Annotated in this window: 16 protein-coding genes; 8 read left to right on the forward strand and 8 right to left on the reverse strand. The window is 52.2% G+C overall.

Going from position 1 to position 16197, the window contains the following annotated elements:
• The first annotated feature begins 319 nt into the window (after nucleotides 1-319).
• From AC2A1E_RS16830 to htpX, 4 genes are all read left to right on the forward strand, one after another.
• Complete coding sequence (locus AC2A1E_RS16830) at nucleotides 320-817, forward strand: GAF domain-containing protein (RefSeq protein ID WP_484384695.1); 498 nt, start codon at nucleotides 320-322, stop codon at nucleotides 815-817.
• 95 nt (nucleotides 818-912) lie between these two features.
• The gene (gene proQ, locus AC2A1E_RS16835; protein ID WP_484384696.1) at nucleotides 913-1623 is read left to right on the forward strand and encodes an RNA chaperone ProQ; all 711 of its coding nucleotides are present in this window, start codon (nucleotides 913-915) and stop codon (nucleotides 1621-1623) included.
• Between the two features lie 19 nt (nucleotides 1624-1642).
• Entirely contained in the window at nucleotides 1643-3691 is a 2049-nt protein-coding gene (gene prc / locus AC2A1E_RS16840) for a carboxy terminal-processing peptidase (RefSeq protein WP_484384697.1), read from the forward strand.
• 275 nt (nucleotides 3692-3966) lie between these two features.
• Nucleotides 3967-4845, forward strand: a complete 879-nt coding sequence (htpX, locus tag AC2A1E_RS16845; protein ID WP_459398669.1) for a protease HtpX — start codon at nucleotides 3967-3969, stop codon at nucleotides 4843-4845.
• Nucleotides 4846-5067: 222 nt separating this feature from the next.
• Here the strand turns inward: htpX and AC2A1E_RS16850 are convergent, their stop codons facing one another.
• Nucleotides 5068-6474, reverse strand: coding sequence for an MFS transporter (locus AC2A1E_RS16850; protein WP_484384698.1), 1407 nt, complete (start codon nucleotides 6472-6474; stop codon nucleotides 5068-5070).
• Between the two features lie 231 nt (nucleotides 6475-6705).
• Here AC2A1E_RS16850 and kdgR point away from each other — a divergent pair, with 231 nt between their 5' ends.
• On the forward strand, nucleotides 6706-7497 hold the full coding sequence (gene kdgR / locus AC2A1E_RS16855) for a DNA-binding transcriptional regulator KdgR (RefSeq protein WP_459398667.1): 792 nt from the start codon (nucleotides 6706-6708) through the stop codon (nucleotides 7495-7497).
• A gap of 78 nt (nucleotides 7498-7575) precedes the next feature.
• Here the strand turns inward: kdgR and AC2A1E_RS16860 are convergent, their stop codons facing one another.
• The 5 genes from AC2A1E_RS16860 to hxpB form a co-directional block, all read right to left on the reverse strand.
• Nucleotides 7576-8967: an L-cystine transporter gene (locus AC2A1E_RS16860; RefSeq protein WP_484384699.1), complete on the reverse strand. Its 1392-nt coding sequence runs from the start codon at nucleotides 8965-8967 to the stop codon at nucleotides 7576-7578.
• A gap of 181 nt (nucleotides 8968-9148) precedes the next feature.
• Nucleotides 9149-9697, reverse strand: a complete 549-nt coding sequence (locus AC2A1E_RS16865; RefSeq protein ID WP_459398665.1) for a metal-dependent hydrolase — start codon at nucleotides 9695-9697, stop codon at nucleotides 9149-9151.
• A 173-nt stretch (nucleotides 9698-9870) separates the two neighbouring features.
• Nucleotides 9871-10632, reverse strand: coding sequence for a 2-dehydro-3-deoxy-D-gluconate 5-dehydrogenase KduD (gene kduD, locus AC2A1E_RS16870; RefSeq protein WP_459398664.1), 762 nt, complete (start codon nucleotides 10630-10632; stop codon nucleotides 9871-9873).
• 58 nt (nucleotides 10633-10690) lie between these two features.
• Nucleotides 10691-11527 (reverse strand): 5-dehydro-4-deoxy-D-glucuronate isomerase, encoded by an 837-nt coding sequence (gene kduI / locus AC2A1E_RS16875; RefSeq protein WP_484384700.1) that lies wholly within the window; start codon nucleotides 11525-11527, stop codon nucleotides 10691-10693.
• A gap of 267 nt (nucleotides 11528-11794) precedes the next feature.
• Entirely contained in the window at nucleotides 11795-12460 is a 666-nt protein-coding gene (gene hxpB, locus AC2A1E_RS16880; protein ID WP_484384701.1) for a hexitol phosphatase HxpB, read from the reverse strand.
• A gap of 216 nt (nucleotides 12461-12676) precedes the next feature.
• Between hxpB and AC2A1E_RS16885 the strand changes: the two genes are divergently transcribed.
• Nucleotides 12677-13237, forward strand: a complete 561-nt coding sequence (locus AC2A1E_RS16885) for a YniB family protein (RefSeq protein WP_484384702.1) — start codon at nucleotides 12677-12679, stop codon at nucleotides 13235-13237.
• Between the two features lie 49 nt (nucleotides 13238-13286).
• Here AC2A1E_RS16885 and AC2A1E_RS16890 read toward each other — a convergent pair whose 3' ends face one another.
• A complete protein-coding gene (locus AC2A1E_RS16890; protein WP_484384703.1) occupies nucleotides 13287-14156 on the reverse strand; it encodes a fructosamine kinase family protein in 870 nt (289 codons plus the stop codon).
• A gap of 232 nt (nucleotides 14157-14388) precedes the next feature.
• Between AC2A1E_RS16890 and AC2A1E_RS16895 the strand changes: the two genes are divergently transcribed.
• Nucleotides 14389-14838 carry a GNAT family N-acetyltransferase gene (locus tag AC2A1E_RS16895; RefSeq protein WP_484384704.1) on the forward strand — a complete coding sequence of 150 codons (450 nt, stop codon included), beginning with the start codon at nucleotides 14389-14391 and terminating at the stop codon, nucleotides 14836-14838.
• 90 nt (nucleotides 14839-14928) lie between these two features.
• On the opposite strand, the gene ghoS is transcribed toward AC2A1E_RS16895, so the two are convergent.
• Entirely contained in the window at nucleotides 14929-15228 is a 300-nt protein-coding gene (ghoS, locus tag AC2A1E_RS16900) for a type V toxin-antitoxin system endoribonuclease antitoxin GhoS (RefSeq protein ID WP_459398658.1), read from the reverse strand.
• A 109-nt stretch (nucleotides 15229-15337) separates the two neighbouring features.
• On the opposite strand from ghoS, the gene AC2A1E_RS16905 reads away from it, so the two are divergent.
• Entirely contained in the window at nucleotides 15338-16000 is a 663-nt protein-coding gene (locus tag AC2A1E_RS16905; RefSeq protein ID WP_484384705.1) for a transglycosylase SLT domain-containing protein, read from the forward strand.
• The last annotated feature ends 197 nt before the right edge of the window (nucleotides 16001-16197 follow it).

Raw genomic sequence — 16197 nt, forward strand, 5'->3', positions numbered from 1 at the left:
TTGCTCAAGCAGGTGGTAGGAGGTAAGACCAGTTGAGGTCGCCTGTATGAGCATAGCCAACGGAACAGAAAAAGCTACCGAAAAAGCTCAAGCTGGGACAACGTCTGCGATTCCACAGCAAACTGAGGTTGTCTTGATAGATGCCGATATCTGTTCAGGCCAGGTGGAGTAACGGTGTCAAACGGGTTAAGCGTGGTAAACAGACGCTATTAAGCAGGGTTTTGTGAAGTTACAGATGATTAACCTTGTGGCTATGGGTGTTTAATGCTTATTTTATACGGGTTAAGCTTCGGCTCTCTGAAAGTGTGAACGGTTAATAATGACTAAAGAACAATTCTACGCGGAATTAAAACGTGACTTGGGTGCGTTGCTTGAGGGGGAAACCCATTTTATCGCCGCTTTGTCCAACGCCAGTGCGTTGCTCAATGAACGTCTGGCGGATGTGAATTGGGTGGGATTCTACCTGATGGATGGTAACCAACTGGTGCTCGGTCCGTTCCAGGGCAAGATTGCCTGCGTGCGTATTCCAATCGGGAAAGGCGTATGCGGCACGGCAGTGGCAGAAAATCGGGTGCAACGTGTCGGCGACGTCCATGCGTTTCCGGGGCATATTGCCTGTGATGCAGCCAGCAATGCCGAAATTGTGCTGCCGTTGGAAGTCAATGGTCAGATTATCGGCGTTCTGGATATTGATAGCACAGTTTATCAACGCTTCGATGAACAGGACGAAATTGGCCTGAAAGCGGTGGTGGCAGGGCTTTGTGCGCAGTTAGCACAAGGCAATTGTGCGAAATACGTCACTGTAGCAGCAAGTTGATCTACGGTTAACGTGGCATTTAGCGATGACGTCATTATAATGACGCCTGTTCATGCCTGCGGCTTGTTGGCAACCCGTTGTAATCAGGAAATTTCATGGAAAATCAACCTAAGTTGAACTCTAGTAAAGAAGTCATTGCTTTTCTTGCAGAGCGTTTCCCGCTCTGCTTTAGCGCCGAGGGTGAAGCTCGCCCGTTGAAAATCGGTATTTTTCAGGATCTGGTAGAACGTGTGCAAGGGGAAGAAAGCCTCAGCAAAACGCAGTTGCGTTCTGCCCTGCGCCTGTATACTTCAAGCTGGCGTTACCTGTACGGCGTTAAAGTTGGCGCACAGCGCGTTGACCTTGACGGTAATCCGTGCGGTGAGTTGGAGCAGCAGCATGTCGATCATGCCCGCCAGCAGCTTGAAGAGGCCAAAGCGCGCGTTCAGGCTCAGCGTGCTGAGCAAAACGCCAAAAAACGTGAAGCCGCCGGTGAATCTGCTACCGCTGAACCTCGTCGTCCGCGTCCTGCTGGCAAAAAGCCCGCTGTACGTCGTGAAGGTGGAGCCGCGCCAGAGAACCGCAAGCCGCGCCCACAAACTCGCCCACAGCCAGCTCGTGAACCTCGTGCAGTCAAAGAGGAAAACCAGCCGCGTCATGTGCCAGTCACCGATATCTCTAAACTGCAAATTGGCCAAGAAATCAAAGTCAGAGCAGGGCAGAGTGCGATGGATGCAACCGTACTCGAAATCGCTAAAGATGGCGTACGTGTGCAGCTCTCCTCCGGTCTGGCGATGATTGTGCGCGCAGAACACTTGCAGTTCTGATACGGAGGCCAACCAAGGCATGAACAAATTTGTCAGATTAACAGCAGTCGTTGCTCTGCTGTGGGCGGGTGTCAGTTACGGAGCGGATACAGCCAACATCCGCCTCGACCAACTGCCGCAGCTCGTGCAGGAACCGCAGCATGCTACCGTGAGTGAGCGCGTTACTTCGCGCTTCACTCGCTCTCATTATCGCCAGTTTGCCCTTGATGCGGACTTTTCAGGCAAGATTTTCGATCGCTTCCTGAATATGCTGGATTACAGCCATAACGTATTGTTGGCTTCCGATGTCGCGCAGTTTGCCGACAAGCGCAATACGCTGGGTGAAGAGCTGAAATCTGGCAAGCTGGATACGCCTTACGCGTTATTTAACCTGGCGCAGAAACGCCGGTTTGAACGCTACCAGTATGCGCTGTCGCTGCTGGAAAAGCCGATGAACTTCACCGGCAATGACACTATTGATATCGACCGTAGTAAAGCGCCGTGGCCAAAAGACAGAGCGGAGCTGGATCGCCTATGGGATGCAAAGGTCAAGTATGACCAACTCAACCTGAAGCTGACCGGCAAGACCGAAAAAGAGATCCGTGACACGCTGACCAAGCGTTACCAGTTCGCGATCAAACGCTTGACGCAAAGCAACAGCGAAGACGTTTTCACGCTGGTCATGACGGCCTTCGCCCACGAGATCGATCCGCATACCAATTACCTGTCGCCACGCAATACCGAGCAGTTTAATACCGAAATGAGCCTGTCGCTCGAAGGTATCGGTGCGGTGCTGCAGATGGATGACGACTATACGCTGATCAACTCCATGGTGCCGGGTGGCCCGGCGGCGAAGAGCAAAGCGATCACCGTGGGTGACCGCATTGTCGGCGTAGGTCAGGCGGGTAAACCGATGGTGGATGTGATCGGTTGGCGTCTGGACGACGTGGTTTCCCTGATTAAAGGGCCGAAGGGCAGCAAGGTACGTCTGGAGATCCTGCCAGCAGGCAAGGGCACCAAAACCCGAGTGGTGACGCTGACCCGTGAGCGCATCCGCTTGGAAGACCGCGCGGTGAAAATGACCATCAAAACCGTTGGCAACCAGAAAGTCGCGGTGATGGACATTCCGGGCTTCTATGTGGGTTTGACCGATGATGTCAAAGTTCAGTTGCAGAAAATGGCCAAGCTGAACGTTGATAGCCTGATCATTGATCTGCGTACCAACGGCGGCGGTGCGCTGACGGAAGCGGTCTCGCTTTCCGGTCTGTTTATCCCGAGCGGCCCGGTGGTGCAAGTGCGCGATAACAACGGCAAAATCCGTGAAGATGCGGATGCCGATGGCGTGATTTACTACAAAGGCCCGCTGGTGGTGCTGGTTGACCGTTTCAGCGCTTCGGCGTCTGAGATTTTCGCTGCGGCAATGCAGGACTATGGCCGTGCCTTGGTCGTCGGTGAGCCTACCTTCGGTAAAGGTACCGTGCAGCAGTATCGCTCGTTGAACCGGATTTACGATCAGATGCTGCGCCCTGAGTGGCCAGCGCTGGGCTCCGTGCAGTACACCATTCAGAAGTTCTACCGTGTTGATGGCGGTAGTACCCAACGTAAAGGTGTAACGCCAGATATCCTGATGCCAACCGGTATCGATCCGGCAGAAACCGGTGAAAGCTTCGAAGACAACGCCATGCCGTGGGATAGTATCAACGCAGCTACCTACACCAAGACGGGGGATATGAAGCCATTCGAACCGCAACTGTTGAAAGATCACGAACAGCGCATTGCCAAGGATCCGGAGTTCCAGTACATCGCGCAAGACATTGCTCATTACAAGGCATTGAAGGCTAAGAAAAACATCGTTTCCCTCAATCTGGCCACGCGCGAGAAAGAGAACCATGACGATGATGCAACACGCTTAAAACGAATTAATGAGCGTTTGCAGCGTGAGGGGAAAAAGCCGTTGAAATCCCTTGATGATCTGCCGAAGGATTACAAAGATCCGGATCCGTATCTGGATGAGACGGTCAGGATCGCGCTGGATCTTGCCAATGTCGAAAAACAGCAGCCATCGCAGCAAGCGGCTCCTGCCAAGTAATCTGCTGGATTCTGAGTTGAAAACGCACCCGCATTAGGGTGCGTTTTTTATTGCAGCGTACTGGCACAATCCATCTTTATTATTGCTATAAAGTCTCACACTTTTACGCAACAATCGTTTACAATTTACAGAATCGCTATTGAGCACCGTTTTTGTAAAGTTTCGTATTTTTAGTAGGTTAATGGCGCATAACTCTTGAAACTGTGACGCATGCCCATACGATCAGAGTATCTGAGGCAGTGTTTTATTAACATTTATGAGGAAGTAAACATTCTATGATGCGTATAGCTCTGTTCCTGCTTACCAACCTGGCGGTGATGTTGGTTTTCGGGCTGGTGCTCAGCCTGACAGGAATCCGATCCAGTAGCGTTCAGGGCCTGATGATTATGGCCGGTCTGTTCGGCTTTGGTGGTGCGTTTGTTTCACTGCTGATGTCTAAATGGATGGCGCTGCGTTCTGTCGGTGGAGAAGTGATTACACAACCGCGTAACGAAACTGAAAACTGGTTGCTGGAAACGGTACGTCGTCAGTCACAGCAGGCTGGCATTGCCATGCCGCAGGTGGCGATCTACCACGCACCGGATATCAATGCCTTTGCCACTGGCGCACGTCGTGATGCTTCACTGGTGGCCGTCAGCACCGGCCTGCTGCAAAGCATGAGCCGTGATGAGGCGGAAGCGGTTATTGCGCACGAAATCAGCCACGTTGCTAATGGTGACATGGTGACCATGACCCTGATCCAAGGGGTGGTGAACACCTTCGTGATCTTTATTTCGCGCCTGATTGCGCAGGTGGCTGCTGGCTTCCTGGGTAACCGCGATGGTGAAGGTGAAGGCAATGGCAACCCGATGATTTACTTCGGTGTTTCGATGGTGCTTGAACTGGTCTTTGGTATTTTGGCCAGTATCATCACCATGTGGTTCTCGCGTCACCGTGAGTTTCATGCTGATGCCGGTTCTGCCAAACTGGTGGGTCGTGAGAAGATGATTGCCGCACTGCAACGCTTGAAAACCAGCTACGAACCGCAGGAAACGGGCAGCATGATGGCGTTCTGCATCAACGGCAAATCCAAGTCGTTCAGCGAGCTGTTTATGTCTCACCCGCCGTTGGACAAACGCATTGAAGCACTGCGTTCCGGCCAATACCTGAAGTAATTGTCAATAGACAGTAAAAGACCCCGCTTGCCGGCAATGCCGATCAGTTAAGGCTAACCAGTTCCCTCTCCCTCGGGGAGAGGGTTAGGGGAAGATCACTAAACTAAAGCCCCTCACCCCGGCCCTCTCCCACAGGGATAGGGGGCCACACCTTCAGCACCTGCTGCATAATTATGCTGTTTTACGCTTAAATGAACGGCATTGCCGCTTGCCGGGTTTTTTCTATGTCGGTGAGTTGGGTTCATTGCTGCGCGCTGGTGGTGCAGAACGGGGCTGAGTGATGCGCAGGCAACTGACTATTGCCGCCACACTGGCGAAGGCTCCTGCAAGCACCAGCGAGGCGTGAGTGGCGTTGCTGTGGAACAGGTTGAACATCAGGGCAACCAGTGCGGCACCGGAGGTTTGCCCCAGCAGGCGCGCAGTACCGAGCATGCCGCTGGCACCGCCGCTACGATGGCGTGGCGCGGCGGAAATGATGGTGTGATTGTTGGGGGATTGGAACAACCCGAACCCGATGCCGCAAAGTACCATGCGCCAGATGATATCCAGATCCGTTGGGTCTTGTGGCAGCATCGCCAGCAGGAACAGGCCGAGAGCGAAGGTCGCCAGGCCAATACCCCCCAATAATCCGGCGTGAATATGCTCTACCAGACGGCCTGCAATCGGTGCGACCACGATGATCGCCAGTGGCCAGGGTGTTAACAGCAGGCCGGTAGCGACTTCATCACGGCCCAGCGCACCTTGCAGGAAGAACGGCAGCGACACCATCGCCAGCATTTGTGCGGTAAAAGAGCAGATCGAGGTGCCCATCGACAGCGCGAAGATAGGTATGCGCAGCAAATCCACGGGTAAGAGCGGGGATTCCTGGTTTAACTGGCGGCGCACAAAGAAGTAGCCAATCACTAATAGCGCGGCAACTTCACCGGCGATCAGCAGCAGGCTCTGCCCTTGGGCAAATCCGCTGATGGCGGTGATCAGCAGGCCAAATGTCAGGGCGTTCATAACCGCGCTGATAGGATCAAAGCGCTGGTTACTGCTTTTCTGGCTGTTTGCCGGTAGGAATTTCATCCCCAACAGTAGCGCGACAATACCTATCGGTAAATTGATGGCAAACAGCCACTGCCATGAGGCGACAGACAGGATGGCAGCCGCTATCGTCGGGCCAGCAGCGGAAGAAAAAGCCACAATCAGTGAATTGATGGCGATACCACGGCCAAGAAAGCGTTGTGGATAGATAATGCGGATGAGCGCCGTATTGACACTCATAATTGCCGCCGCGCCAAAGCCCTGCAGCACACGGGCAATCGTCAGGGTGGCCAGTGAATCAGACAGGGCACAGAACAGTGAAGTTATGCTGAAGACCAGTAAACCGGCCAGATAGATACGGCGATAACCAATCAGATCGCCGAGCGAAGCCAGAGAAAGTAATGAGATAACAACGGCCAGTTGATAGGCGTTCACTACCCAAATCGAGCTGGCTGGGCTGGCTTGCAGATCGCGGGCAATCGTCGGCAGGGCGACGTTGGCGATCGTGCCGTCGAGCACGGAAACGGTAATACCTAATGCAATAGCAAGGATCGCGCCATACCGCTGTGGGACGGGGAGGCCGTCGGAACAAGAACGCGTCATAGTCAGGACATTTATAAACAGGGGAAGTATTAACATGCTAATCATATTTGCTGCTGAATGCACCCACCGTTTTCCTTGGTAAGTGTAAAAGGTGGTGAGAAGTGTGTCGCTAATTGCTTCATTGCTGGTCATTATTCCGCAACTTTCATTGCGCGGGGTGAAATGTTCCGATTATACTGAAACTCTTGTTCAAATTTCCTAAAACAAAAACAGGTGAGTAAGGTATTGACCATGGCTAACGCAGATCTAGACAAGCAACCGGATTCGGTCTCATCAGTGCTGAAAGTGTTTGGCATCTTGCAGGCATTGGGCGACGAACGCGAAATCGGTATTACCGAACTTTCTCAACGGGTAATGATGTCCAAAAGCACCGTTTATCGTTTCCTACAGACGATGAAGTCGCTGGGGTACGTCGCTCAGGAAGGGGAATCTGAGAAGTATTCTCTTACCCTGAAATTATTTGAGCTGGGGGCCAAATCGTTGCAGAACGTCGATCTGATCCGCAGTGCCGATATCCAGATGCGTGAGCTGTCGAACCAGACTCGCGAAACTATTCACCTGGGTGCGTTGGATGAAGACAGCATTGTCTATGTCCATAAAATTGACTCAATGTATAACCTGCGTATGTATTCGCGCATTGGTCGTCGTAACCCTCTGCACAGTACCGCCATTGGTAAAGTGCTGTTGGCATGGCGCGATCGCGGTGAAGTGGAAGAGATCCTCTCTCACGTCGAGTTTACCCGCAGTACTCCTCATACCATCGTCAGTGCTAAGGCGTTGTTGCCGCTGTTGGATAAAGTGCGCGAGCAGGGGTTTGGGGAAGATATTGAAGAGCAGGAAGAAGGGCTGCGTTGCATCGGGGTTCCGGTGTTTGACCGCTTTGGCGTGGTGATCGCTGGCTTGAGTATTTCCTTCCCAACTATCCGTTTCTCTGAAGAAGCCAAAGATGGCTATGTGGCACAGTTGCACACTGCTGCTCGCTTGATTTCAGAGCAGATGGGGTATCACGACTACCCGTTTTAATCGCTTACCCCGTATCACGACAATAAAAAACCGGCGCATTTATTATTGGCGCCGGTTTTTTTTCACTGCGATAAACCTTTACCGATGAGCCAGATCGACTTCGTCTTCACTGTCCATGATGGATTTGTCGGTCTGCTTCATCAATTGGCTGGTGACGGTGCCGGCGGTCATCGCGCCGCTGACGTTCAATGCGGTACGGCCCATGTCGATCAGTGGTTCAACGGAGATCAGCAAGGCAACCAGCGTTACCGGCAAGCCCATGGCGGGTAAAACAATCAGGGCGGCGAAGGTTGCACCACCACCGACCCCGGCAACACCGGCGGAACTGATGGTCACGAGGCCTACCAGCGTCGCGATCCACACCGGATCTAGCGGGTTGATACCCACGGTGGGTGCGACCATTACGGCCAGCATCGCTGGATACAGACCCGCACAGCCGTTCTGGCCGATAGTGGCGCCGAACGAAGCGGAGAAACTGGCGATGGATTCCGGCACACCCAAACGGCGAGTTTGCGCTTCTACGTTCAGCGGGATGCTGGCGGCGCTGGAGCGGCTGGTGAAAGCAAAGGTAAGAACCGGCAAGACCTTGCGGAAGAATTTCAGCGGGTTAACCCCGGTGAAGGTCAGCAACAGGGCATGAACCGCGAACATAATCGCAAGGCCGAGGTAAGAGGCTACCACGAAGCTACCCAGCTTGATGATGTCTTGAATGTTGGAACCGGCAACTACTTTGGTCATCAGCGCCAGTACACCGTATGGCGTGAGCTTCATCACCAGGCGCACCAGTTTCATCACCCAGGCTTGCAGAGTGTCGATCGCCGCCAATACGCGTTGGCCTTTTTCTTTATCGTCTTTCAGCAGTTGCAACGAGGCAACGCCCAAGAAGGCAGCAAAGATCACCACGCTGATAATAGAAGTTGGATTGGCACCGGTCAGATCGGCAAAGGGGTTTTTCGGTATAAATGATAATACCAACTGTGGCACGGTCAGATCGGCCACTTTACCCACATAGTTGCTCTCAATCGCTAAAAGACGTGCGCTTTCCTGCGTGCCTTGCACTAAGCCTTCGGCAGTCAGGCCGAACAGGTTGGTCACTAATACTCCCACCAATGCGGCGATCAGTGTAGTGAACAGCAGGGTACCAATGGTCAGGACGCTGATTTTGCCCAAAGAAGCGGCGTTATGCAGTTTGGCTACCGCACTCAGGATCGAGGCAAATACCAGTGGCATCACGATCATCTGCAGCAGTTGCACGTAGCCGTTACCGACGATGTTGAACCAGGTGATGGATTCTTTCAGCACTGGGTTGTCTGAACCGTAAACCCATTGCAATGCTAAACCGAACAGCACGCCGATCACCAGACCGACCAAAACTTTCTTCGCCAGACTCCATTGCTTATGGCGGGTTTGCGCCAACAGCAAAAGGAGGGCGACAAAAACCAGCACGTTTAATACGAGCGGTAGATTCATCCCATATCTCCATCATCTTTTTATAGTCTAAAAGTGCTACCCAGCAGAGGTGTAGCGATGTAAATATCGTAACAGTTTGCTGGAAAGCCCACTTATATCCAAATGGAATTGAATATAACTTTCAGCTCGAATTTGTTTAATTTATAGGCCTAAAGAGGAGGAAATCATCGATTTTTTGTGATCACAATCGAATATTTTTTATTTGCTCAAAATATGACTGCACGGGGAAGGTGTATCCCCCTTGCCAATAGAGAGCAAAAGCGACCAGGCACAAACACAAGACACGTTCCAGTTGGTTACCTTTCTGCGAATTCAGCAGCGGCAGACCGAAGCGCCAACGGCAAGGCCAAAGCAGCGGTACTCCGGCCGGGGTCAGCATATCGGCCAGTAAATGACTGAAGTAACCGATGATCATGGCGTGCAGCACATCAATAGGAATTGGCCAACTGTGTGGCACATCTAAACGGAATAACATCATGCCACCGACGATCGCCAGCAGGCTGTGAGTGAAGCCGCGGTGGCCGAAAGCGCGTGATATGGGAATCGCGATCCAGCGCAGGCGCTGGCCAAGCACTGATTTAGGATGGTCGATGTCCGGCAATAACGATGTCAGCAAGGCCGCAGGAATAATGTGCCACCAGTCACCGTTGGCCAGTTCAGGCGTGACCTCTGCCTTTTTGGCGAAGATCGCACAGGCAACAGAGAAAATAAGATGTCCTTCCGCGGTCATGCTGTGGTTATTCCGGTTACTAAACTGTTAATTTATCCAGTATATGGTTTTTTTTACAGTTGCGGAAGATGTTACCACGTAACTAATTGTTTATTTTACGGCGTATTACAATGGGTTGAGCCAATAAAAAGGCTCTGCATGCAGAGCCCAGAAAAGTGTTTTGTTGCTGGTGCTTAACGTGCCAGCCAACCGCCATCAACCGCGAGGGTATAACCATTCACATAGTCGGAAGCCGCGGAGGCCAGAAAGACGATCGGCCCCATAATGTCTTCCGGTGTTCCCCAACGTCCGGCGGGAATGCGCTCCAGAATTTGCTGATTGCGTTCTTCATTAGTGCGCAGTTGCTGGGTGTTGTTGGTGGCCATGTAGCCAGGGGCAATGGCGTTCACGTTGATACCATATTGCGCCCATTCGTTCGCCAGCAGGCGGGTAATGCCCAACACGGCGCTTTTTGAGGCGGTATAGGAAGGAACGCGGATACCGCCCTGGAAAGAGAGCATCGAGGCAATATTAATGATTTTGCCGCCGCTCCCTTGGCTGACAAACTGTTTCGCCACGGCCTGCGCCATAAAGAACAAGGTTTTGATGTTAACGTCCATCACATCGTCCCAATCTTTTTCATTGAAGCTGAGCGCGTCCTCACGCCGGATAATACCCGCGTTATTTACCAGAATATCCACCCTGCCGAATTCGCGGATAGTTTCTTCCAGCAATGAAGGAATGGCGTCAATCTTGCCGAGATCGGCGTTCAAATTCAGGAAGCGGCGCCCAAGCTGAGTCACTTTAGCCATCGTTTCATGCGGATCGCTGCGGTTGACGCCGATAATGTCGCAGCCGGCCTGAGCCAGCCCAACCGCTATACCTTGGCCCAAACCGGTATTGCAGCCGGTGATGAGCGCCACTTTGCCTGTTAAATCAAAGGAATTCAAAATCATGACTGTATTCTCGTGCTGCACGGCGCGGGTGCACCGTGCAGATGCTGGCTGAAGGGATTTAACGCAGATCGCAGGTAGCGAGATGGTCCATGTCACCAAAGACCTGATTTTCGCCAACCATACCCCAGATAAAGGTATAACGTTTGGTGCCGACACCAGAATGAATGGACCAGCTTGGTGAGATCACCGCCTGTTCATTCTGTACCAGTAGATGACGTGTTTCCTGCGGTTGCCCCATCATGTGGAACACTGCGGTGTCGTCGTCCATGTCGAAATAGAAATACACTTCCATGCGGCGATCATGGGTATGACAGGGCATGGTGTTCCAGAGATTGCCTTCCGCCAGTTTGGTCAGGCCCATGGTGAGCTGGCAGGTGGGTAAGACGTCCGGAACGATGAATTTGTTGATGGTACGGCGGTTGCTGGTGGCATCATCACCCAACGTTTGCGGTGAGGCTTCTGCCAGGGTGATCTTTTTATTGGGGTAATGGGTATGCGCAGGGGCGCTGTTGTAATAGAACTTGGCAGGTTGCTGGGCATCCACGCTGCTGAATTCAACACGCTGTGCACCTTTGCCCACGTACAACGCTTCTTCGTGGCCAATTTCGTAGGTATGACCATCCACTACCACGATGCCCGGCCCGCCGATATTAATCATGCCTAACTCACGGCGCTCAAGGAAATAGCTCACGCCCAGTTGCTTACCCACTTCGTCGCCGATGCTGACCGTAGTATTCACCGGTTTAACCCCACCGATAATGATGCGGTCAATATGGCTGTAGGTCATCGTGTAGTTGTCGGTTTCGAAGATATTCTCAATCAGGAATTCGCGGCGTAATCCAGCGGTGTCGAGCTGTTTAGCGTGGTCACTGTGAATGCTTTGACGAACGTCCATGGCAATGTCTCTCTTCTTTGAAGTTCACCATTGAGGAAGAAAGCACCGGGCCGCCAACTGGCGCTGTGTGGCAGTAACAGCGGTCATCGGCTGCCCGGCGTTTTCTTTATGGCGCCAGCATAGAACGCCTGACATATGAATTCAATAAAAATGAAATGCCGTTTTATTTATTTTATGACGCAGTCGGGGTTTTGCAGTAAAAAAGCGCGAGCGATACAACATGAGGGGAAATAAACGGCATCAGCAGGGGCCGATGCCGACAGGGTTTTATGCCAGGTGCTCGGCGGTCAACTGCTCAAGACTGTGCAGTTTATAATCTGCCAGAGCCCAGCGAGGATCCTGACGATACTCTTGTGCTGGAATGACAATGGAGCGCATCCGTGCCGCTTTGGTGGCAATCATGCCGTTGAAGGAGTCTTCCAGTGTAATACAGTGCGACGGTTCGCTGCCCAAGCGCTCTGCGGCAATCAGATAAACCTCTGGGTGCGGCTTGCTGTAAGGCAGATACTCGGCAGAAACCAGCTGATCAAAATAGCTTTCCAGATCGAACATCTTCAAAACCTGTTGCTGCATGTGCAGCGGTGAAGCGGAGGCCAGGCCGATATTCAAATCCAGGCTGCGGCACAGTTCTAGCGCTTGTTGTACGCCAGGCAGCAGTGGGCGTTGTTCTCGCACCAGCTCTATGGCCCGTTCGATAATGCGCCCGGCGACCTCTTCTTGCGACACCCCTTGCCACGGCATCGACTGGTACCACATTTTCACCACCAGATCGATACGCAGGCCAAGCGTATCTGGCAGTTTGTGACGATCGGACAGATCCAGCCCCAGCGAGCCGAAGATATCCAATTCCGCTTGTAGCCACAGGGGTTCCGAATCGATCAATAAACCATCCATGTCAAAAATAGCGGTTTCTATGCGTTGCGAATAAGTCATTTAATGATTAGCTCCTACTGCGCCGGTAAAAGATCACGTTTTCCCCACTTTATCATTTTTGCTGGTGGGTCTGTACCTCTCTGGCTTGGCTCGTTTGGTCAAAACGCAGTATCTGCCCATCGATCGATAAAGACGATAAAGAAAACGGTGGGCGAGCTTCCTTAACTACGGGTAGACTTAGTCCATTGACGGTTACGTCACTTACAAGGGGAACACATGACGTATCAACAGGCTGGGCGCATCGCCATACTGAAACGTATTTTCGGATGGGTGGTTTTCATCTCGGCGTTACTTTCCACGCTGGTTTCACTGTTGAGCTTTGTTTATCAACACAGTGAGAAAACCAAAGGCATTAACGCCGTGATGCTGGATTTTGTTCACGTCATCGTGGATATGCTGCGTTTTAATACCTCGTTCCTGAATATTTTCTGGTACAACTCGCCAGTGCCGGATGTCGACAAGAGCCTGTTCAGCGGCGCCAACCTGATGTTTATCATCATCTATTTTCTGATTTTTGTTGGGCTGGCGTTACAAACTTCTGGTGCGCGGATGTCGCGTCAGGTGAAGTTTATCCGTGAAGGGCTGGAAGATCAGATGATTTTAGAGCAGGCGAAGGGGAACGATGGGCAGACGCGTGCGCAGTTAGAAGAACGAATTACGCTACCGCATCATACTATCTTCCTGCAGTACTTCCCGTTGTATATTCTGCCAGCGGTGATCGCGGTGGTTGCCTATTTCGTGTTTAAACTGCTGGGGCAGATGGCTGGGGCAGCGTAATGTGGCAAGGGCTTGATAATAGGGGCGCTGCTTGCTGCGCCCCTATTATTTAGAACAGCTCAGGATGTAGCAAGGCGTCGATGGCGCGCTGTGCGGTGACCAGGTGCTGGCCGCCGAACAGATTGCTGCGGTTAAGCAGGTAGTAGAGTTGATACAGCGGCTGGCGCTCAATAAAACCGGTCTCTAGCGGCCAGATGCTTTGGTAGCCATCATAAATCTGTGCTGGCAGGTCCGGGTAAAGTGGCAACATGGCAAGATCGCACTCGCGATCGCCCCAGTAACAGGCTGGGTCAAACAGGAACGGGCCATCGGCGGCCAACGCGCAGTTGGCAGGCCATAAATCCCCGTGCAACAGGGAAGGCTGCGGCTGGTGGTGTTGTAGCCGCAGATACACTACGTCGATGATTTCATCGATATCGCCGAAGGTCATGCCCTTTTCGGCAGCCAATTGCAACTGCCAGCCGATGCGCTGTTCGGCAAAAAATTCGGCCCAGCGGCGTTGCCAGGCATTGGGCTGCGGTGTGGTGGAAAGATCGTTATCGAAATCCAGACCGAACTGCGGTTGTTCGCTCCATTGGTGCAGGCGGGCCAACTGTTGGCCCAGGCAATGCGCACCGTGCGCATCTAACGGTTTAAGCGGTTGATATTCCAGCAGCAGAAAACTGTAATCGCGATCGCTACCCACTCCGTACACCTCGGGTACGCGTACGGTCTTACTGCGCGCCAAGAGTGCCAGTTGATCGGCTTCGGCAGTAAATATCGGCAGCAGTTCGCGGGTATCGCATTTCACAAACACCTCGCTGTCACCGTAACTCACGCGCCACGCCGAATGAATTTCTCCCCCGGGTAGTTCAGTCCTTTCGCGGATTTCTGCGCTGCCAAGATGTTCACTTAACAGACGACTAACGGCTTGCCACATAGTCATTCCCCTCTGTGTTGCCTGCGATTTCATTAGGTTAGCGTCTTTCCTGTTGCGAAAACACGACATGGCGCACAGCTGTATCAACTACTGGTGATAATTCCACTGCCGCGTGTCTGGTCAAAGTATATACGCTATTGATTAATTTAAGTACGCCTACGCTTGCAACTTGCTGGTTGCTCGGCGATGTTTGTGCACTGTGTCCTTAAATCAGCGAACAGAAGGAGTGAGGATGGAACAAAACATGCAGTGGCAGCGCGGCGAATTTCACATTAGCAGTGATAAGAGTGAGTTGGATCTGGTTTTTACCCACACTTTCTTGACAACTACCAGTTGGGCGAAAGGGATTTCGCTGGAAACGGTACGCCTATCGATAGAGAACAGCCTGTGTTTTGGGCTTTATCATCGTAACCAGCAAATCGGTTTTACCCGCTTAGTGACCGACTACGTGACTTTTGGCTATTTGTGTGACGTTTTCGTCACTCCAGAGTTTGAACGTCAGGGGCTGGCACGCTGGCTAATGGAGTGTTCGCTGGAGCATCCGGTGTTGCAGCGCCTGCGGCGCATCATGTTGGTCACCAATAGCGCCCCTTGGCTATATCAAAAAGTGGGGTATCAGCCAATCAATGAGGAGAACTTCGCCTGGCATATTGTTCGGCCTGACATTTATCAGCAGCAATAGGGTGAGATGCGTTCAAAGTGAGTGGGGTGACCGTCGCAGGTTTCGTTACCAAAGTGAGTAATGAATTCCGCGACGGTGAATGATTCTGTTTTATGTATCAGTATGTAACCGCTTGACGTAGTCCCAGGAGGTAGCCACGGTGACCTTAGGGGGCTTTCCTAAGGCAACCTGACCGAACCCTTGGGCCAGTTGTTGTACAATCTGTTGATCCAACGGCGTTATCAAAGCAAAACTGGTGCTCTCCAGTTGATGTTGGATGCCTCGTTCATCAGTGACCGAGGTGGTAAATCCTTCGCGAGTGAGTTGCCCACTTAGCTTGGATAAATCGGTTAAACCGTCTTCCTGAACGTTGAAAGTCACCACAAAACAGGTGGGTGGAGATTGACTCATAAATCACCTCTTGGTATATGGATACCCTGAGAATAGACCAAAAAAGTTATACAGGCGTCCTTACAGGTTGTATATGCTACGCAACTCATTGAAAGGAGTGAGGGATTCTGTGAAAACAAAAATCGGTTGCCTGATGGCAATCTTACTATTAGCCGGTTGCGCGAACGATCCGCAGACAACGGGCAACACGGCAGGCAGTGGTACATCAGGCGGTTGGCTCAAACCTCCATCGCCAACACCCAGCAACCGAACCGGCACGCCGGTCGCCTATAATGATTACATTCGTCAGGCTGCCAGCAACTATGGCGTCGACGAAACCTTGATTAAAGCCATCATTCAGGTGGAGTCCGGGTTTAACCCGAACGTTGTCAGCACCTCGAATGCCGTAGGATTAATGCAACTGAAGGCATCAACCGCCGGGCGCGATGCCTACCGTATGAAAGGAAAAGATGGGCAGCCAAGCTCACGTGAGTTGAAGGATCCGGCGGTCAATATTGATCTGGGAACGGCCTATATCAATATTCTTCAAAGCCAGCAGCTAGCCGGGATCACCGATCCACAAACGTTACGCTATGCCACCATCGTCTCTTATGTGAATGGTGCCGGGGCGATGTTACGGACATTCTCATCCGATAAGCGTGTGGCGGTAAACCGTATTAACCAGATGAGCCCAGACGAGTTCTATCAGCATATCCAGAAGAAGCACCCGGCACCGCAGGCGCCGCGCTATCTCTGGAAAGTCACTACCGCCTATCAGGCGATGTCTGAGTAATACGCCGTCACATAGCTACAAGGCCTCTTAACCGGGCCTTGAGGTTGATGACAAAGTGGTTTTTAAGCCCGAGATACTCGGGCCTAGCGCACCGAGGGGCGCTCCGGCGGCTTATGCCGCTACGACCCCTTCGGCACGCTCTCCCTAATATCTGGCTTTGTCTAATAAGGTCAGTGCAAAAAATGGACTGACTGCCA

The organism is Serratia sp. HNCC26DJ206 (genome assembly GCF_057180605.1).